This is a genomic window from Thermoleptolyngbya sichuanensis A183 (assembly GCF_013177315.1).
GTDB lineage: Bacteria > Cyanobacteriota > Cyanobacteriia > Elainellales > Elainellaceae > Thermoleptolyngbya > Thermoleptolyngbya sichuanensis.
Genome location: NZ_CP053661.1, coordinates 3,871,195 through 3,891,759, shown reverse-complemented (window position 1 = coordinate 3,891,759; position 20,565 = coordinate 3,871,195). Strand labels below are relative to the sequence as shown.

At 54.3% G+C, this 20,565-nt stretch carries 9 protein-coding genes and 1 tRNA gene; 5 read left to right on the top strand and 5 right to left on the bottom strand.

Features of this window, described 5'->3' with window-relative positions; translation table 11 throughout:
* Window positions 1-28: 28 nt before the first annotated feature.
* Window positions 29-7,240 carry a DUF4347 domain-containing protein gene (locus tag HPC62_RS16095; RefSeq protein ID WP_172357324.1) on the bottom strand — a complete coding sequence of 2,404 codons (7,212 nt, stop codon included), beginning with the start codon at window positions 7,238-7,240 and terminating at the stop codon, window positions 29-31.
* Window positions 7,241-8,524: 1,284 nt separating this feature from the next.
* Here HPC62_RS16095 and HPC62_RS16090 point away from each other — a divergent pair.
* The 3 genes from HPC62_RS16090 to HPC62_RS23160 all read left to right on the top strand — a co-directional run bounded on the left by HPC62_RS16090 (window position 8,525) and on the right by HPC62_RS23160 (window position 12,708).
* Complete coding sequence (locus HPC62_RS16090) at window positions 8,525-10,981, top strand: ligase-associated DNA damage response DEXH box helicase (RefSeq protein WP_172357322.1); 2,457 nt, start codon at window positions 8,525-8,527, stop codon at window positions 10,979-10,981.
* Window positions 10,982-11,079: 98 nt separating this feature from the next.
* A tRNA-Val gene (locus HPC62_RS16085) sits at window positions 11,080-11,153 on the top strand.
* Between the two features lie 505 nt (window positions 11,154-11,658).
* Window positions 11,659-12,708, top strand: a complete 1,050-nt coding sequence (locus HPC62_RS23160) for a glycoside hydrolase family 19 protein (protein ID WP_205370020.1) — start codon at window positions 11,659-11,661, stop codon at window positions 12,706-12,708.
* A 22-nt stretch (window positions 12,709-12,730) separates the two neighbouring features.
* Here the strand turns inward: HPC62_RS23160 and HPC62_RS16075 are convergent, their stop codons facing one another.
* Complete coding sequence (locus HPC62_RS16075) at window positions 12,731-14,119, bottom strand: glutamine synthetase family protein (protein ID WP_172357320.1); 1,389 nt, start codon at window positions 14,117-14,119, stop codon at window positions 12,731-12,733.
* Between the two features lie 75 nt (window positions 14,120-14,194).
* Window positions 14,195-15,643: an aldehyde dehydrogenase family protein gene (locus tag HPC62_RS16070; RefSeq protein ID WP_216655271.1), complete on the bottom strand. Its 1,449-nt coding sequence runs from the start codon at window positions 15,641-15,643 to the stop codon at window positions 14,195-14,197.
* Window positions 15,644-16,638: 995 nt separating this feature from the next.
* Between HPC62_RS16070 and HPC62_RS16065 the strand changes: the two genes are divergently transcribed.
* Window positions 16,639-17,699 (top strand): ISKra4 family transposase gene (locus HPC62_RS16065; RefSeq protein WP_172353248.1). Its coding sequence is split into 2 segments (ribosomal slippage): window positions 16,639-16,795 and window positions 16,795-17,699, totalling 1,062 coding nucleotides; the frame shifts between segments, so codons are not numbered across the junction.
* On the opposite strand, the gene HPC62_RS16060 is transcribed toward HPC62_RS16065, so the two are convergent.
* Complete coding sequence (locus HPC62_RS16060; RefSeq protein WP_172357297.1) at window positions 17,684-18,379, bottom strand: FadR/GntR family transcriptional regulator; 696 nt, start codon at window positions 18,377-18,379, stop codon at window positions 17,684-17,686. The genes HPC62_RS16065 and HPC62_RS16060 overlap by 16 nt on opposite strands.
* Before the next feature lie 91 nt (window positions 18,380-18,470).
* On the opposite strand from HPC62_RS16060, the gene HPC62_RS16055 reads away from it, so the two are divergent.
* A protein-coding gene (locus tag HPC62_RS16055) for an IS630 family transposase (protein WP_205370770.1) occupies window positions 18,471-19,425 on the top strand; the annotation gives its coding sequence in 2 pieces (ribosomal slippage) (window positions 18,471-18,814 and window positions 18,813-19,425; 957 coding nt in all).
* Window positions 19,426-20,020: 595 nt separating this feature from the next.
* Here HPC62_RS16055 and HPC62_RS16050 read toward each other — a convergent pair.
* On the bottom strand, window positions 20,021-20,476 hold the full coding sequence (locus HPC62_RS16050) for a class I SAM-dependent methyltransferase (protein ID WP_205370030.1): 456 nt from the start codon (window positions 20,474-20,476) through the stop codon (window positions 20,021-20,023).
* Between the last annotated feature and the right edge of the window lie 89 nt (window positions 20,477-20,565).

Here is a 20,565-nt window from a genome sequence, read left to right as displayed (position 1 = left end):
CATTGCCCTGTCACCCATCACGCCTTACTTAAGCAATCGAGATTTGAGCATGGGTCAGAGACGCGCCAGCGTTGAGTTGAGCAATCTTCACCTGCTGACCCGCGCCGCTGCCGTCGAGGTCAAAGAACAGCGCTCCGGTCTTTTGGTTATAGACAAACCGCTCGGTTTCGGTCGCTGCCTTGCTGCCCAGGCGGAACTGCTCGGCGCTGATACCTTTGCCAATGGGCAGCTCTGCAAACTCTCGACCCAGCGTGATTTCGATGCGGTCTTCTGCGGCCTTGAAGTCGCGGATACGGTTGCTGCCCTTCTTGTTGGCGGCAAGCTGGAAGGTGTCGCGACCTCTGCCGCCGATCAGCGTGTCTTTGCCGCTGCGCCCAATCAGCACGTCATCGCCCGCGCCGCCGATCAGGGTGTCGTCGTCCTGCCCGCCGTTCAGCGTGTCGTTGCCGTTGCCGCCGTGCAGCCAGTCGTTGCCCGAGTCGCCGGCCACCATGTCGTCGCCGCCCAGTGCCCGGATGCGATCGCCCTTCTTCAGACCCACCAAAATTTCGCTCTGGTTGGTGCCCTTGAGGAAGTCGATTTCGTTGGTGCCTGGAAGGGTCGCTCGGTTTTTCATGGCTTCGCGGCGCTTCAGCCCGGCCAGCAGCCCATCGCCGGTATTGGCATCTAGCACCTGATCGATGGTCTTCGTACCCAGGATCGCAGCCGCCAGATCCTTCGAGGTGTTGTTGACCAGGAAGCCCTGGAGTTCGCTAACTTCCCGCAGCAGCGCCGCCGCATTGCCCGGTTTTGCCAGCACCGCCTGGAGCCGCTGCACACCTTCCGCCATGATGGTGGCGACCTGATCGGCGATCGCCGTCACCTTGGCTAGCTCCGGGGCAGGGCTGACCATTTCCAGTGCGCCAACGGTCGTCTTCAGGATATTCGCCACCACCGAGCTATTGCTCAAATCCAGCGGCTGACCCGGTTCAATCGCATCGGCGATCGCCCCCGTCACCAGCATCGCCAGCATCTCGCCCGATAGCCCCGTCGCCCCCCGCAGCAGCGTTGCCGCCTGATCCATCAGCGTGTAGATGGACACATGGGCTGCCATCACCTTGGCCCCGTTCGGGTCGCCGTCGCGCATGGCAATGATCGGGTCAAAGGTTCCCAGATCCAGCGTCTCAGGCAGCCCCAGCGCCGCCTTCACCTGAGCGGCGACCGTCGCCACATCCACATCGCCCATCCGCACCAGCGCGTTAATCATAGTGGTGACTGGCGTGATCATGCTATAGCCCACCGGAGCCGACAGCGGCACATCCATCTTCTCGTTGGTGAAGGTGTCGTAGCCGCCCACCGCCAGGATCTGTCCTTCGTCGGGGTCAATCACGCCGTTTTCATTCTTGTCAAACAGTTCGGTAGCAAACTTCAGCTCGTAGGAGCCGTCGAAGCTGCTGATGGTGTAAGGCTCGTTCTCGTCCAGCACCCCATTGTTGTTGGCATCCAGGAAGATCGTGGCCCCCGAAATATATTTCTGGCTGATCCGTCCTACAGAAGCGCCGCCCCCCACGCTGAACTCCATAATCTTAAACGTCGCCAGGTTCTTCCGCCACTCTTTGCCAATCAGCTTGCCAAAAACCCGCACCCCAACCCGCGCATAGGCATCCAGGAACACATTCACCACGCCCTGAATCTGGAACAGGCTCAGCGGATTGCTCAGGCGAGACGTAATCTCAGTGGTGCGGATGCGGCCGTCGCTGAGGTTAACAAACTCGCGAATACCCCGCGAATTGAGCGTTGCAATCGTTTGTGCGCCAACGAGTGGACGGAGGAAAGAGATATGGCCAATCTGCCGATTGATCTCGTTCCAGACTCGGCTATACTCCGAATCCCAAACTGGATTTCGAGCATTTTCGCCCACGTCGATCAGGTCGATGCCTGCCCTGCCTCGCAGACCCCCGTCAATACGTCCTGCGGCCACACCCACGTTCACCCCAAAGCCTGCGCCAATCGTCGCATCGACGGTAATTTCGTCGCCGGGGAAGTCGGTGACATAGAAGCCATCAATCAGCCTGGAGGCAGCAGAACTGGAGTAGCCTGCTCGCTGCCACTCTTGGAAGCCAAAGGTGTCATAGCCAAAGTCGAGATTGCTTCGCACGCGGAGATCGCCGAACAACCTGCCTTCGAGTGGCCAAATCACGGGGAACTTCTGCTCCAGGCGGAGGTTGAAGTCCAGGTCGGGCATGTCGTAGCGGAACAGCGTCGCCGTGCGCCCCAGCAGCAGGTTAATCGCCTGGTTGGGATCAGACAGAATGGGGAAGCCCAGCCCTTCGACTCGGTTTAGCGCATTGATAAAGTTCCGCACACGCGAGTTGCTCGAAGCCTGGGTCAGGGAGTTTGTGCTTTGCCCTCTAGTGGTGCGGGGGCTGCTCTGGGACAGGCTGCTAGGTGCCGCATTGGTGTCTACAGTGCCAATGCTGTAGGAGCCAAAGTTGATGGCCAAGTTGCCGTCGCTGGCGGTGAGCTGGTTGAGGGCAGTGATGGCGGCATCTAGAGCGCTAATGGCATCGATAAACCGAGTGTCGATACCACGCCCAAAGCGCCAGCGGCTGAGGGTGCTGACGACTTCTACGACCGTCGCCCGGCCGTCGCGGTTCTGGTCGAAGGGGCCGGTCAAACCCAGACTGCTGAGAATCCGAGTGTCAGCATTCAGGAAGTTGATGACCGGCCGGAAGGGTCTAATGGTGTTATCGATGCGAGTGAGGACGGGTCGGGCAAAGCCAGAGATGAAGGAACCTAGATCTAGCGTGACGTTGTTGAACTCAAGCTGGGGGCTGCCCGATGAGCTGCGGCCGTCGCGGTAGGTAAAGGCGTTCCACTTGAGCGCCAGATCAAAGTTAATGGAGGGCATTCCCTCAAAGTTGGCGATGCCTGTTCGGGCTTTCATGCCCAGGTTTGGCGTGATGGCAAATTCGGTGCTAAATAGTTCACGGAAGCTGGAATTGGCGTTGCGTCGCCGCAGCTCGGTGAGGGTGAGGCGATCGCCATCGTTGGGCGCACCCGGAATATTGTCGATGTCCTTCAGAAGCGCCTTAAAGCCGCCCGTCACCCGCGTAGGATTGGACAGATCATTGGTCAAGCTTGCCTGCAAGAAGCCCAGCGTCGCCTGGGCGCTGAAGTTATTCGACAGCGCAGCCGTCAGTTCTGCCCCAAAGAAAGTCTTACTGGGGTTCGTGTTGAAATAGAAGCCGAAGTCATCATGGAAGCCGAAAGTCAGCCTCATGCCGCCGAGGACGCTGGCATTGGCAGAACCCGTGGTTCTCATGCTCAGCATTGGCAGGCCCATGTTGCTATTCAGCCCGACGGAACCTAGGTTATAGGTCTGGGTCATGTCTAGCGTCACTTCAAACTGCTTCGCATGACTGAAGTCGGTCAGCACTCGAATACCCGGCAGATTCCGACTGATGCGGTTTTGGAACTCGCCGACCGTGAGTTGCTCCTCATTAGCCATGCCGCTGACCAAGGTGCTGGTCAGGTTCCTCAGGAACGCAGGAACGTAGCGATCGCTCAGCGTTCCCAGAATCGGCAGAGAACTCCGCGCCAGGTCGTTGTCCAGCACCACAGCGAGCTGGGTCAGCGCCCCCGTCACGCCAGAGCGGAACTTCTCCACATCAATTTCTGGCACATCCTGCACGTTGATCGTGAAGCTCTGGGTGCGGCTGAGGCTGGGCGACCCGTTGTCAAAGGCCGTGATGCTGAGATTGACCTGCTTTTCCTGTTCAAAATCGATGCTCTGTCCAAACTTCAGCTTCAGTTGCCCATTCACTACTTCAAAGCGCTGATCGCTAACCGTAAAGCTATGAGTTTGGTTGCGATCTTGATCGGCAACCGTCAGGCGGCCAATCACCACGCCAGCATCGTTTTCTCGCACAGCGTTGTTGCTGAGGGTGATGCTGGTGGGCGCTTCGTTCAGGTCGTTGACGGTAATACTAAACTGCCGCTCAAAGAACTGCCCGCCCTGATCTGTCGTGCGGACGCGAATCGTGTAGTTCGGCTTGGTTTCAAAATCGGGTGCGTTGCGGATGCGGAGCTGGTTGCCAACGATGGTGAAGGCAGCATTGTCAGCCGAGCCAGCGCCTGATACCAGCGTGTAGGTGTGGGTATTGCCTGCATCGGGATCGGTGGTGGTGAACGTGCCGATCACACTATTCGCGGGCACGTTCTCATTCACGTTCGTAGCGCTGAACTCCAGTTGAGTCGGCACTTCGTTGACGTTGTTGATGCCGATATTGACCGTGCGTTCGGTGAACAATCCACCCTGGTCGGTTGAACGAAGACGAATGCTGTAGCTATTCTTGGTCTCAAAGTCAGGTGAAGTATTGATCCGAAGCTGGTTACCTACAATGCTAAATGCAGCATTGTCAGTGTCACCTTCGCCGCTCACTAGCGTATAGGCATGCGTGTTTCCTGCATCGGAATCGACTGTGCTGAGAATTGCAACAGCGCTGTTCGCAGGAAGGTTCTCATTGATGTTCGTCGTGCTGAGGTTGATGGCGGTCGGGGTTTCGTTCACGTTGTTAACCGTGATCACCATCTGCCGCTCAAAAATGCCACCACTCTGGTCGCGCGATCGCACGCGGATGTTGTATCTGGGCTTCGCCTCAAAGTCGGGCGATACGTTAATTCGGAGCTGATTGCCGACAATTGTAAACGCGGCGTTATCCGTCGAGCCGACCCCATTTACCAGACTGTAGGTATGCACGTCGCCAGGGTTGGGATCGACCGTCGAAAACGTGCCCACGACGGTATTGGCAGGAACGTTTTCATCAAGGCTGGCGGTGCTGAGGCTAATGCTGGTCGGCGGCGCATTGCCCGACTCATCCACATCCGTGATGTTGATCTGAACAGCTTTTTCATAGAACAGCCCATCGCGATCGACGGCGCGAATCCGAACTCGATACACCGACTTGGCTTCAAAGTCTGGCATCTCGTTGATTCGCAGCTCGTTGCCCTCCAGAGCAAAGGCGGCGTTGTCGTTGTCGCCTGCACCTGCCACCAGCAGATAGGTGTGCTCGTCCTCTGCATCTGGGTCTACGGCGCTGAGCGCGGCCACTACCGTATCTGGCACCACGTTTTCTTCAACACTGGTGCTGCTCAGGATGATATCTGTCGGAGCCTCGTTCGCATTGTTGATATAAACCGTCAAAACGCGGTCAAAGAACAGCCCGGTCTGGTCGGTCGTGCGAACCCGGATGCTGTAGCTGTTCTTGGTTTCAAAGTCGGGCGAGGCATTGATCCGCAGCTCATTGCCGACAATCGTGAACGCGGCATTGTCTTCATCGCCTGTGCCGCTGACCAAGTCGTAGGTATGGGTGTCTCCAACGTCGGGATCAATCGTACTCAGTGTGCCGACGACAGTATCGGCAGGGACGTTTTCCAACAGGTCATTGCTGCTGAGTTGCAGATTGGTCGGCGCTTCTTCCAGGTTGTTGATGTTGACCGTGAACACGCGCTCGGTGAATAATCCGCCCTGATCCGTCGTGCGAACCCGAATGCTATAGCTGCTCTTGGTTTCAAAGTCGGGGGAGGCATTGATCCGCAGTTCGTTGCCGACGATCGTGAAGGCAGCGTTATCGGTATCTCCCGCACCCGCCACCAAGCTGTAGGTGTGGGTATTGCCTGTGTCGGGGTCAACGGTACCGAAGTTGCCAATTAGAGAATTGGCAGGAATGTTTTCATCTCGTGTGGTGTTGCTTAGCGTCAGGTTGGTCGGCGTTTCGTTCACGTCGTTCACGTTGATAGTGAAGACGCGCTCAAAGAACAGCCCACCTTGATCGGTCGTGCGAACTCGGATGCTGTAGCTGCTCTTGGTTTCAAAGTCGGGTGGGGTGTTGATCCGAAGCTGGTTGCCGACAATGCTGAAAGTAGCGTTATCGGTGTCTCCCGCACCTGCTACGAGGCTGTAGGTGTGAGTATTACCTGCGTCGGGGTCAACGGTACTCAGTCCACCCACTGTGAAGCCAGCGGCGACATTTTCATTAACACTGGTGCTGCTGAGGTTAACGTTTGTGGGCAGGTTGTTAACCACGCCAGTTGCGCCCATAACGTTGAGGTAGCCTGTCGTACCAACTTTCTCAACGGTGACGCTTTGCAGCGTTTTGCCCGTGTTAGGAAGGAAGCGTGCTCCAAAGACGGCTGGATTGTTGGCATCCTCAAAGAGTGTGCCTGCGGTATTGTGGGCCCGATCCATGCCGTTGATCATGTAGTACAGCGAGGCAGATTCAGTAATTTCGTCGAACCAGTCGGGAATCGTGATGCTGCCAGTGGTTTGCGTGGTGCCATCGCTGTAGTGAAAGGTCAGCCGCATGGAGGATGCCCCTTCTGTGGACAAGACGGCGATGTGAACTTCGCTATATTGACCAGGTGGAACTGCAAAGTTCATGCTCTGCCCATTGGCCGTAGCAAACCAAACGTTGTTGCCGTTGTTGGTGTTGCTATAAGCGAGCTGCATATTGGGGCGAAAGGCATTGGCTGCGAAGAAGCCGTTGTCGGGTAAGCCCTGACCATTTGCCCCGCCAATGGCAGTGGCAACGGACTGGGTTATCATGACGTTGGTTTGGTTGTCTATTGAGTCTTGAATGCTGTCCCCCGTATTGGCAATGACATCGCGGTTCAGCACGCCGGAAAGGTTGAACTGGACAGGGGAGAGAATGCCAGAAAATCGGGCGATCGCCCCTTCAGAAAACACAGGCTGATAGGAACCGGGGCCAACCTGCATCTCCAGTTCCCAGTTGCCGCCCAGGGATAGGCTTCCCGTGTCGGTGGTGGAGGCGATGATTGTGGCTCCAGTCAGTTGGTGCAGCTTTTGCAGAAACTCTGCCCCGGTTTCGCCTGCTGCCACGCGACAGCCGTAGAGGATTAGCCTCGGCGCGTTTGCAGCAGAAAACCAGGACTGTAGTTCCCAGGCGTAGCGGTCGAGGGTTTCCAGAGAGAGGGGGCGATCGCCTAGTTGCAGACAGCCCTCGCTGCCGTGAGTCACGAGATGAACTTGGTCAATCTGTGGATACTGGGTCAGAACTGCCGTAATTTGCGCGATCGCATCTTGCTGAGCGTCCAGCACCAGCACGCCCGCAGCGTCCGACACACCCGCCACCAGCGTTCCCAGATCCGCAATGCCTCGGTCAAACACGACGAGTGTGCAGGCGCTTTTGGGAACCGACAGGACTTGTTGAGTTGAATGGGTTAAAGCAGACGAGGACAATCTAGAAACCGGGGAGGGAAGACAAACTGCGGACATGGCTATGAGCGCTCCTAAGCAAGGATGAAACAGCAGGTGAATGAATAGCCCAAATCGACAGAACTGTACCTGAAAGCAGGCCAAACCTGAGGCAGCACGATCTGCCGCTCTGCAACCGCAGAGACGCAAGGTTACACAGATGCAAACTGTGTAAAAATCAGTGCTAAGAACAAGCGACAGGAAAGAGGGCGGTAGAATGCACCAAACGTCTCGACAATGCACCCGCTTGATCGAGGAATCAGGAGGAGGCGGGGATGCAGGCGAGCGTATTTTGATCGGAAAACGGCTTGGCTTGCTCGCTTCGACGCGATGGGAGCTGCTCTAAGAGGGTGTTTGGAAAGGTATCGCCTGTAATGTTAAGCACTCAGAGCTCCCCCCTAGCCCCCCTTAAAAAGGGGGAAACCGCCTTAAAGTCCCCCTTTTTAAGGGGGATTTAGGGGGATCTTGCACGCTTTGCTACAAACAGTAGGACTTTTCAAACATCCTCTGAGCAATCTTTAGAGGGTGTTTGAAAAGGTATCGCCTGTAATGTTAAGCACTCAGAGATCCCCCCTAGCCCTCCTTAAAAAGGGGGGAAACCGCCTTAAAGTCCCCCTTTTTAAGGGGGATTTAGGGGGATCTTGCACGCTTTGCTACAAACAGTAGGACTTTTCAAACATCCTCTAAGGAAGCGAACCAGATGAACTTACGGCAAGGCTAGCGGCTAGCAAATTCACAATTATTTAGTCACTCAGTCTCAAAGAGATCGCGATAAACGATAGAAAGCACTTGCCGTGATAGAACACTTCGAGAAACAGACAGGACAATTTTGTATAAACTGCTCCTAAACTCATATTCTGACTATCTATCTTTCAGTAGAGGCCTAGCGTCCTGAGACTCACGGTTAATTATGTGCTTCATAGAAAAATTACAGTGAGAATCAGCGTGTAATTACTGAAGACGCAAGGAATAGAGTCTGACGGTTGCCTGCTATGGTTAGCAAAGGATGCTCTAAATACCATCCCTAAATACCGTCTCTAAGTACCAATAAAGAGTGAAAATCACTGCATAGGACGGCTACATAGAACGGCTACACAGCAATTTGCCAAACGATTTAAGGTTTAAGATTGCCTGTGATTTATGATCCGGTCAAGGGTGATCCAGATTTAGGCATCGGATGCAGGCAAGCCGTTTGAGGCAATTCTCGATGGACAAAAGCGTTCCGTTGTGGAGCCAAAAGTATGCTGTTTATGCCCCATTTTGTGACCTATGAAGAGGCGATCGCCGCCTAGTTCTGCCCCTCCCAGCACGTCCAGCCTTGCACCTGTCGTCGAATGGTTTCAGCGGCAGGGCTGGGAGCCATTGCCGTTTCAGCAGAAAACCTGGGAGGCGTTTCTGGCGGGGCGCAGCGGGCTGGTGCAGGTGCCCACCGGGTCTGGCAAAACCTATGCGGCGGTCATGGGGGCGATCGCCGCTATGCTGCACGACCCCAAACCAGGGCTGCAACTGCTATACCTGACCCCGCTGCGATCGCTCTCCCGCGACATCGAGCAATCCATCCGCCGCCCCATCGAAGACATGGGCTGGGATCTGCGGGTCGAGTCGCGCACGGGCGACACCAGCGCCAGCCGCAAAGCCCGCCAGCTCAAAAAGATGCCGCAGATCCTGATCACCACGCCAGAATCGCTTGCTCTGATGCTGTCCTATGCCGGTGCGGAGACGCTTTTTGGCAATCTGCGGGCGGTGATTTTGGACGAGTGGCATGAGTTGCTTAGTTCCAAACGAGGCACCCAAACCGAACTCTGCCTTTCGGCACTGCGTCAATTGCGCCCGTCGCTGCAAACCTGGGCCCTGTCGGCCACGCTAGGCAATATTCAGGAAGCTGCCCAAGTCGCCGTGGGGCTGGATATCGAACCCGTGGTGATTCAAACCAACCTCCAGCGGCAAACGATCATTCGCAGTATCTTGCCCGACTCGGTAGACACCTTTCCCTGGGCGGGGCATTTGGGCCTGCGAATGTTTCAGGAACTCGTAGACGCACTAGATATCGAAACCTCCACGCTGATTTTCACCAACACCCGCGCCCAGGCAGAAAAGTGGTATCAGGCGCTCACGTTTGCCCTGCCCGAAGAGGGCGATCGCATTGCGCTGCACCACGGCTCCATCGACGTGCAAGAACGAGAGGCGATCGAAGCAGCCGTGAAAACCGGGGCCATCAAGTGGGTCGTCTGCACCTCGTCCTTGGATTTGGGCGTAGACTTTCAGCCCGTAGAGCGAGTCGTGCAAATTGGCAGCGCCAAAAACCTGGCTCGGCTATTGCAACGGGCCGGGCGATCGGCCCACGTCCCCGCAGGCACGTCCGAGATTTTCTTCCTGCCGACCAACTCGCTGGAGCTATTGGAAATTTCTGCTTTTCGCAATGGACTGGCCCAGGGCGATATCGAAGTGCGCCGCCCGCTCCACAAGCCCTACGACGTGCTAATTCAGCACTTAGTCACCCTGGCCTGTGGAGATGGTTTTACGCCTGCCGACACGCTCTCCACCATTCGCAAAACATTATCCTACGAACGCTTAACGGATGCCGAATTTACTTGGATACTCGACTTTTTGGAAAAGGGTGGGAAGTCACTCAGCGCCTATCCAAGGTACAGAAAAATCACGCTGGAGGATGACCGCTATCGTGTCACCGACCTGCAAATTTCCCGGATGCACCGCATGGGTATCGGAACAATTATCTCGAACCAGTCGGTACAGATTCAGTACACCAATCGCCGCAAGATTGGCACGATTGAGGAAAACTTTGCATCCAAGCTGCAAAAGGGCGACGTGTTCTTTTTTGCAGGGCGACAGCTTGAGTTTTTTCAGATGAAAGATATGGTGGTGTATGTCAAAAGCACAAGCAAGAAATCTACCGTAACACCCACCTGGGGTGGCGGAAATCTCGCAATATCTGACACGCTGAGTATGCACCTGAGACGTGAAATTGAACGGAGTCAGGATGCAAGCACGAATCTGGAACTGATCTGCTTGAAACCAATTCTGTCTGCCCAGCAGCGCATATCCCATTTGCCCGCCGCAACCGAGTTGCTGATTGAAACCTGCAAGACCCGCGAAGGACAGCATCTTTATGTTTATCCCTTTGAAGGGCGCTTTGTGCATGAGGGGCTGGGCTTTTTGTGGGGCTATCGGTTTGCGCGACAAAAGCAGGCGACGTTTACGATTTCCGTGAATGATTACGGGTTTGAAATCCTCGCGCCTAAGGACTATCCGTTTCAAGACCTGTTTTCCGAAGACTTCTTTAGCCTGGAAAATCTGGAAGCCGACATCCGCGCCAGCCTCAACCTGTCGGAACTCACTGCCCGCAAGTTTCGCGGCATTGCCCAGATTGCTGGGCTGGTGTTCAAGGGCTATCCCTCTGCCAAAAAGACGGCAGGGCAACTCCAGGTCAGTTCGTCGCTGATTTACGAAGTGTTTTCCAAATATGAACCGGACAACTTGCTGCTGAAGCAGGCAGAGCAAGAAGTCCTCACTGATCAGCTGGAGGTGCATCGGCTGGCCAAAACGCTGGATAGAGTGCGATCGCTCTCTCTGGTGTGGCAAACCACCAAGCGCCCGTCGCCCTTTGCCTTTCCGCTGCTGGTGGAGCGGCTCAACTCGCGCCTGTCGAACGAGAGCCTGCTAGAGCGCATCGAGCGGATGAAGCAGCAGTGGGACGGCAAAGCGTGAACCCCAGGCAGAAAAAGCATTTCAGCCAGCGTTCTATAAAATTGGGGACAAAAAGCTTGATGCGATCGCCCAAGGCTGCTATATTAGTAGACTGTTCAGGACGCATAGCTCAGTTGGTTAGAGCACCACGTTGACATCGTGGGGGTCACTGGTTCGAGTCCAGTTGTGTCCATTGAGTCTGCGTTTATTGGCTGGAGTTGGCCTTCTTGCATCTGGTTTGTAGCCAGTTTTTTAGGCAATTTCTGACCGATTTCTAGCCAGTTGGGAAACGGGTCGAGTCTTTGTCTGGAATTCTACGGCCAGAGCGTGAAGTATCTGGCAAGACGGCACAACACGCTCTGGACACCGTTTCACACCATTTCACCACTTCAAAGTGCCGTTTCACAGGTTCGAGTTTGCGATTCAGGATTGACCAGGCAGCTTGTTTGACCAGGCAGATTGCTGTTGGCTGTAGGATTTTCCAGATTGACTTGACCGCTTAAACACAAGATTGCCGTGTGAAGACGGATTTCATAGCGGGTCGTTGTGCTGCGGACGTGAGTTTGGGCATTCTAAACTAAGTCATTCAGCACGCATCTGCTAATCAAAACGCGCTGCCGCGATCGCTCGTTCAGTTTTGCCCCAGTCAGCGCGATCGCACGCTGTGTTGTCATCACTTCAGAATCAGGGAAATCGCCATGACTAATGCTTCGGTTAATAATGCGACCAATTCCGCGCCCAGTAGCGCTGCCAGTCCTGCGCCTACGCTTGATAGCGCAAAACTTAGGACATATCGAGATTACGGAATTAGTCGCTTTGAGCAGCTTCTGCTGCAATTGCCACCCCAGCCCCACGATGCCGATCGGTTCCTAGATCGGGCGATTCGTCAGCTCACGGGGTTGCCGCCTGCGCCTGCCAGTGCCCATCCCTATCACGGCATCTATGGCACAACGTTCACTATGGCCCATTATCGAGATGGGGGGAGCGATCGCCTGCGAGATCTGCTGATGAAACAGCCAGAGCTACACGCGCTGGATGAAGAAATCGACTCGTTTATCCGACTGCTCTCCGATTTGCCTGCCCGTCCTGCCGGAACCTTACCCTACGTGCGGCTATTTATCTTACCTCAGGACGCACCGCCCCAGCCCCCGCCGCCCAATACCCAGGCCAACTATCCCCCCGCAAAACGGCAATTCGTTACGACAGATCAGATTTTGCAGATCATCGGCTCTAGCCAATTGCGCGATCGCGTAACTGCCATGACCCCCGGCATCAACGCCACCTTCGAGCGGTTTGAAATCAACACTCCCCTGCGAATGGCCCATTTCTTTGGTCAGGTGTTGCACGAAAGCGGGGGATTCCGCTATCTGCGCGAAATCTGGGGCCCGACAGATGCCCAGCGCCGCTACGAGCCGCCGTCGAGCCTAGCGCGAAATCTCGGCAACACGCAACCGGGCGATGGCGCACGCTATATGGGGCGCGGCGTAATTCAGCTAACGGGTCGCTCCAACTATGCTCAGTTTTCCAGGGCAATGGGGGTCGATTTTGTAGCAAACCCCGATTTGGTTGCGTCGCCGCAGTATGCCGTCACTGCCGCCGGGTGGTTCTGGCAAACCCGCAACATCAACCAACATGCTGACCGCGATGACCTGATTGCTGTAACCCGCGTGGTAAACGGCGGGCGCAACGGTCTGGCCGATCGCCAAAGATACCTGAACCGGGCAAAGCAGGTGCTAGGCGTTCGCTGATCGACGGGGGATTAGAGGGGGATCAGGCCCGTTCAAAATAGCGGGCCCGCTCCCAACTCGTCACCACTTCATCGAATTTGCGCTGCTCAGTTTTGAAGAAGTGCAGATAGTGGTCAATCGTGGCTTCGCCAAAGGTGTCCCGCGCCCACTGGCTCTTTTCCAGTTCGTGAATGGACTCATTCAGGCTGTGGGGCACCTGCGGCAAATCCCGTGCCTCGTACACATCGCCCTCAAACATCGGCGGCGGCTCGATCTGGTTTTTGATGCCGTCGAGTCCAGCAGCGAGGGTAGCAGCAAAGGCAAGATAAGGATTGGCATCGGCTCCCGGTGCGCGACACTCTAGCCGCAGCGAGGGGCCATGTCCCAAAATGCGAAAGCCCGCTGTGCGGTTGTCATAGGACCAGGCAATGCCCGTTGGCGCAAAGGAACCCGCTACGTAGCGCTTGTAGGATGTGGGATAGGGCGCGTAGAACGGGAAGATTTCGCGGATATGCGCCATCCAGCCGCCGAGGAACCAGCGAAACAGCGGCGAACTATGCACCGGGCCGAAGGCTTCCTTACCGGGGAACAGCGCTATCTTACCTTCCTGATCCCACAAGCTGGCGTGTAGGTGCATACTCGACCCGGCGTAGCGCTCGTCCCACTTGGACATGAACGTAACGGCGACGTTGCTTTGCCAGGCAATTTCCTTGGCGGCGTGCTTGTAGAGAATGTGGCGATCGCACATTTCCAAAAAATCTGCGTAGCGTAAGTTAATCTCCTGCTGCCCCGGCCCCCATTCGCCCTTCGAGAACTCGACAGGAATTCCCGATCGCTCCAAATGCTTGCGGATTGAGCCAATGAGAAACTCTTCCTTGGTGCCCTGGAAAATATGATAATCCTCAATGTAGCTGCCGATGGGCTGAAGGTCATGATAGTTCTTTTGCCGTGCGGTTTCGTAGGAATCGGCAAAGACGTATAGCTCCAGTTCCGAAGCCCCTTTAGCAACATAGCCCAGCGACTTGGCCCGTTCTACCTGCGTCTTCAGCAGGCTGCGCGGCGCAATCTCAACCCGCGCATCCTCTTCTTCGTTGTAAACATCGCACAGCACGATCGCCGTTTTCTTTAGCCAAGACGCAACTCGTAGCGTACTCAGATCAGGAATCATGCGAAAGTCGCCATAGCCACTGGCCCAACTGGTGAAGCTGTATCCCGGAACCGGGTCCATTTCCATGTCGCAGGCCAGCAAATAATCGCAGGCGTGAACGCCATCTTGCAGCACGTCGTTCACGAAAAAATCGCCCGTGATCCGCTTGCCGATCAGCCGTCCATAGAGGTCTGGAAACACGGTGAGGATGGTTTCAATCTGCTCATCCTGAACAAGCTGCGTCAGCATTTCGACGGTCAATCGTCCACGAGAAGAAGAATACATAAAGGAATACAAAATAGAAGGATTAAAGAATGGGGAGTGTTGGGCTAGAGAAGTGACAAAGAGACGGACGCTCCATCACTCTGCAATGAAGATACTCTTCCACTCACTGTAATGATCTAACACGGCGAGTCCCAGTTCGCGACCGATGCCGCTGTGCTTCACGCCACCGAAGGGGGCTTCCAGGTGGACGCTGTGGCCCGTGTTGATGGAGAGAACGCCCGTTTCGATGGCGCGGGCAATGCGGAGGGCGCGGCCAATGTCGCGGGTCCAGATAGAGCCAGAGAGTCCGTAGAGACTGGTGTTGGCGATCGCCACGGCTTCTTCCTCGGTGTCAAACGGGATAGCACAGAGAACTGGGCCAAAGATTTCTTCCTGGGCAATTCGCATATTGGGCGTGGCGTGGGCAAAGAGGGCAGGCGTGAGGTACGCGCCCCGGTCGAGCGGGGATTCGGTGGGCACTGTGCCGCCGCAGAGCAAGGTTGCGCCTTCCTGCTGCCCCAGCGTGATATAATCCAACACGCGATCGCGCTGCTGGGTAGAAATCAGCGTACCAATTTCCGTCGATTCGTCGAGCGGTGGGCCAATTCGGAGCGCCTGGAATTGCTGCGTCAGGCGATGCAAAAACTCGTCGTAAACCGGGCGCTGAATCAACAGGCGCGATCGCGCACAGCAGTCCTGCCCGGCATTGCCCAGCACGCTCCACATTACCTTGGGAACCGCCAAATCCAGATCCGCATCGGCAAACACCAGATTCGCCGACTTGCCGCCCAGTTCCAGCGTCACGCGCTTGAGATCGTCTGCCGCAGTCCGCATGACGTGCATTCCAATTTCAGTCGAGCCAGTGAAGGAGATCTTTCGCACTAGCGGATGCCGCAGCAGCGCCTCGCCTGCCACCGATCCCGCACCAGGAACCACGTTAAACACACCGGGCGGAATGCCTGCTTCTAGGGCCAGTTCGCCCAACCGCAGCGCTGTGAGCGGCGTTTGGGTTGCAGGCTTTAGCACCACTGGATTGCCCATTGCTAGGGCAGGCGCGACCTTCCAGGCGGTGATGGCGATGGGAAAGTTCCACGGCGCAATCAGCCCACACACGCCGATGGGTTCTCGAAAGGTTAGATGGGTGCCCGCCGCAGCCACAGGAGTTGTCTGTCCGCCGATCTTATTCACTACCCCGGCGTAATACTCGAAGCAGTCTGCGGCCAGGTTCACCTCGTCGCGGGCATCGCGGATGGGCTTGCCGACGTTGCGGCTTTCCAGTTGGGCCAGCGGTTCCAAATTTTCGCGGATGAGGGTCGCCAGCTTCAGCAACAGTTGGGTGCGATCGCGGCTATTGACTCTGCGCCAGGGCGATCGCACTTGGTCGGCAACCTGCACGGCCCGATCGACATCATCGGCTGCGGCAGCGGCGACTTTGATCCAGGCATCACCTGTGGCGGGGTCGATGAGTTCGGTATATTGCCCTGAGTCAGCGGGTAGGCGATCGCCTCCAATCAATAAATCTTGCGTCACAAAACCTTGCGTCACACTATCACCATCTGTATCAAGTCTGTATCAAGTCCACGGTCGGGACATTTTCAACACATTGTTCAAGCGGATCGCAACAGTGCAAATCAAGCACCAATCAACGGTCTAAGCCAATAACGCAGCCATGCCAATGTGAACCATGCAAGCTATGTAGATTGAATGTTCTGAGTGGACATGGATGCAAAAGCAAAAAGGCAGCGTCCACCCAAAGGTCTGAATCTATTCCATTCAACCTCAGAGCTAAAAGTATGCGGTTATTCCGTATGCTTCCGTAGCTAGCGCTACAAAGTTTGGATTCTGGTGATCCAACCTAAGATACACCTTAAAAAGATACACCTTAAAACGTGATAGCGATGTGTGGCGATCGCCAAAAGTATTGAAATGGCTCGGTAAGCAACGAAGCCCACTACAAAGCCCACTTCTAGGCCGATGGCTCGTGTTCAAGACTTGCCCTAGTCTGCTCAAGACATCAAATGCAAACGTCAAATGCAAAAGTTTCCAGGCGTAGAAGTGGCTCTAGAAATATCTCAAAATACCTCAAACCAACTTTCATAGCAGAGCATTCAAGTAGCTGTTAGTAGCCAAAATATGCTCCTGAATCTTGATGCGAGCGAGGTCGGGTCGTCCCAGGCAGATTGCATCCACGATCAGCTGATGCTGATCATTGGCATGGAGACATTGGGATTTGCTATGGGGCGCGGCTGTCAGCAAATCGGGTGTATCCCACTTTTGTAACCCTCACCCTAAATTCCTCTCCCAAAGCGGGAGAAGGACTTCCAATCCGGCTCCCCTTCTCCTAAAAAGGGAGAAGGGGCTGGGGGATGAGGGCAAACTTGCACAACCCAGCTATATCAGGAAGAATCTATGATTCCCAATCAGAAGAAACTACGATTCCACAGGGTGCATCCCAGTTATGCAATGAGTAGAAGTGCTTAGTGCAGATTAAGGGCAGACGCCGTAGGCTCAGAGCAGTTGCTCTAAGGATAGTTGAAGCGATGGATGCCACCAAGGAAGCCCAAATCAAAGCCCATGCACTGGCGTTAGCGGAGTTGCTTTACGACGAGACAGACCCTGAACAAGTCAAAACATTGGCCGGGATCGAAGTCGCCGTTCGTGACCACCTACTGGAGTATGTGGGGCCTGAGATCGGAAATTTTTTATCTGCACAAGCAGCGGCACAAGCTCTGGGCGAAAGCGGCACATCCAGAGTATCGTCGGACGCTTAAGTCTGAGTCAGCGCCAGAGCCAGCGGCTTAAGGTCAAGGCCCGCACCCAGTGGAGTCCTCAGGTTGAGACGTGCTGCTTGCTGCTGAGTGCCAACGAAGCCTATGCGCGAGCTGCCGACGATATCGCTGTGCTCACCGGGGTGTGCGTGTCAGGGAGTACCCAGCAACGGCTGGTGCATCGTCAAGACCTAGAGCCACCAGCGGTGGACAGCGGGGTTAAGGAAATGAGCTTAGACGGGGGCAAAGTCCGTCTGCGGACTCCTCAGGGGCAGCCCTGCCAGTGGCGCGATTACAAGGGGGTAAACCTGCATCAGTGCAGCATTAGCGCCTTCTACAAAGACAACGACAGCTTGGTCAACTGGCTCAACCAGCAGCCCTTAGCGCATCCCCTCGTTTGTCTTGGGGATGGTCACGACGGCATCTGGAACCTGTTTTCACAGATCGGGCATCGCAGCGAGCGCCTTGAGATCTTGGACTGGTACCACCTGATGGAGAATTTGGGTAACGTGGGTGGGTCTCAACAGCGTCTTGATGCCGTCGAAGCCTGCTTGTGGCAAGGGGATGTGGATGGGGCGGTTAGGCTATTCGACGACTGGTCCCATGAGCGGGTAGACCAGTTTATCGGCTATCTGGCTAAGCATCGGCTCCGTATCGTTAACTACAGCTACTACCAAGCTGAGGGGATTTCAATTGGCTCGGGTGCCGTGGAGTCGACTATCAAGCAAATTGGTAGGCGGGTGAAAATTTCAGGCGCTCAGTGGAAGGAAGACAACGTTCCACAAGTCCTTCGCCATCGCTGCGCTTATCTCAATGGTCAATTCTCATCCTGAGTCTTGTAAGACTGGGATGCACCCAGCAAATCCGACAGTTCAGCATGAATCTCTGCAACAACCGACGACAGTCGATTGGTCTGGGTTGCGGCGGCAATCAGCAGATGAAACCGCGTATCTAGCTTGCGATATTCTGCATGGTTGTCTGCTTGCTCCATTGCATTAACCAGTGCTTGCAATTCCCACTTTTGCTCGTCGGTCGCCCGTTGAGCAGCTAGCTCTACCACGCCCGACTCCACCACCAGTCGATGATCCAAAATGCCTGTAATCGAAGTTCCCCTTGCGCTAAGGCGGGTTCGCAGATTTTGTAATGTTTCGGGCACCGGGTGCTTGGAGACAAAGGTGCCCCCTGTGCGTCCCCGACGCGCTACCAAAATGCCCTGCTCGGTCATCAGGCGAATTGCTTCTCGGACGGTAGCCCGACTCACGCCCATAATATCGGCAAGTTCCCGTTCGCTCGGCAGTTGGTCGCCAGGTTCATACAGCCCCATCTTCACCGCTGAGCTGAGCCGCTCTAGCGTGACTTCAAAGGCATTGACTGTTGGCTTTGGACCTCGCAGGAGTGCATCAGCTGATTGTCGTGATGTGTTGAAGCTGAGCAGTTCGGCGCTCTGGGGCGTAATTGAAACGGAGGGGTTTGTTTGCTGTTGGGACGTTTCGTTTTGGTGCAGGATAGTCATTAAGCAGGAGCGTTTACTATAGCAATTTCTAGCCTAGTGAGGCGTATTTTGATATAATCTATTCAGTGAATTTACTTTACCCTTAACTCAAATGCGACCCTACTCACTAGATCTTAGACAAAAAATTATTGATGTCTACATTGAAGGGAATACGTCGCAACGTCAAATCGCTCAACAATTTCGAGTTGCTTACAGTTTCGTGCGAAAGCTGATCAAACAATATCGGGAAACAGGTGAGATTGCCCCCAAACGCCGCACTGAGCAAACGCCAACCAAATTAAGTAATGAGCAACTAGAGATCCTAAAAACGATTGCTGAATCAAATCATGACGCGACATTGGCAGAGTTGTGTGACTTGCTGGAACAAAGGGTCGGTGTTCGGATTGGCGTTTCGACGATGTTTCGTATGTTAGAGAAACTGAACTTAACCCTTAAAAAAAACGCTGTATCCCGACAAAAAGGAAACTGAACGGGTGCAAATCGAACGAGTCAAATTTTGGCAACTGGTTCGAGGATTCCTGGCTCAAGACTTAATCTTTATTGACGAATCAGGAGTGAACCTGGCTTTGACTCGACTCCGGGCACGTGCCCCGAAAGGAAAACGAGCCCATGGTAAGCGTCCCAGCAAACGAGGGAAACGGGTCTCGATTCTTGGTGCAATTAGCCTTAAAAAGGTAATTACCTATTCCAATCTCATCGGTTCAGTCGATGGACTTACCTTTGAAGCCTTCATTTCCCAGAGACTCGTTCCTAAGTTGTGGAAAGGGGCATGTGTCATCATGGATAACTGCTCGATTCATCTTGGTGAAGAAGTTAGGAGGTTGATTGAGGATGCAGGTGCTAAACTGATGTTTCTACCGCCGTACTCGCCGGACTTTTCACCCATCGAGAATTGCTTTTCAAAGATTAAGAGTATTCTGCGCTCCCTTGGGGCACGGAGCTATCTTGATCTAGACAAAGCCATTGAGGAGTCCTTCTCCCAAGTGTCATTGAATGACCTACAGAATTGGTTCTCCCATTGCTGTTACTATGCCTCGCCAGAATGAAAAACGCTATATCACGTCAAAAATAGGAGCGAACTCAAAAATTTACGGGGTGATCTTACGGGGCGATCGCCCTGATAGATTTCACAATATTTTTCATAACATCACATACCTGTCCAAACATCCACCCAATAGATAGGACAGTTAAGACCGTTTAGGAAATGGTTTCTGTGCCGTGAGTTTGAAATACCCTAACACAACCTTGAGAAAACTCAGAAGATCAGGGAGAAAACTCAGAAGATCAGGTCAAAAATCAATTCTTGTTGAGAATGGCAATGAGATTTCACTGGTTTAAGTGCCGAAAAATTTGCAATAAGGCAATTAATCGAGGTGCCCTGATGACTATTTTATGTTTGTGGCAAACTCCAATTTGTATAGGTTGTTCAACTCTCTATGCGACCTCCTCCCCAAGCCTGGGCTTGTATTTTCTAAAGGTTCCTGGTTGATGGATGAGGAGATTGAGTTTGTAAACTCAGAATTTTGCACTTTCAGTTCGGCCTAATGGCAGATACGATTGGTGAAATTGGGGCGATCGCCCAACCCTCATCCCCACACCACAAGATCCCTCATCTTAAATGAGTCATTGTAAAGAAAAAAGTCATTTTTTTCGCGCAATCCAGCAGAGATTGGCCGGCGTGCGCTGGCGATCGCCCAACAGCTTATCTGCCAATAGACTAGATAAGTTAAGGACGGTAATCACTGGAGACAGCAACAGCGCCATATTTGCATTAAACTGCTGGGAAACGCCGGGTTTACGCTGGCTGAGCAGCAGATCCATCACAATCATCAGCGCAGCCGCTCTAAAGACTCCCCCATTCCCTTCAATGTGGATGTCGCAATAACCTTGCTGCTGAAGCAGTTGCTTTATACCCAGCGCAGTGTAGCGGCGATAGTCGTGTGGTTCTAAATGAACTAGACCGACATGGGGAACGCTGCCAATGAAGTAGCCACCCGGCTTGAGGATTCGAGCCATCTCACGCATCGCTTGGCTTGGATCAAGAACATGCTCAAGCACTTGATTGCACAGAACGATATCAACTTCACTATCGCCCAAAGGAATATCCTCTGCCGTTCCGACTTTAGTTTGGACTAACTGGCATCACAATAATGCTCAACAGGATGCCATAAAGAATCTGCTCAACC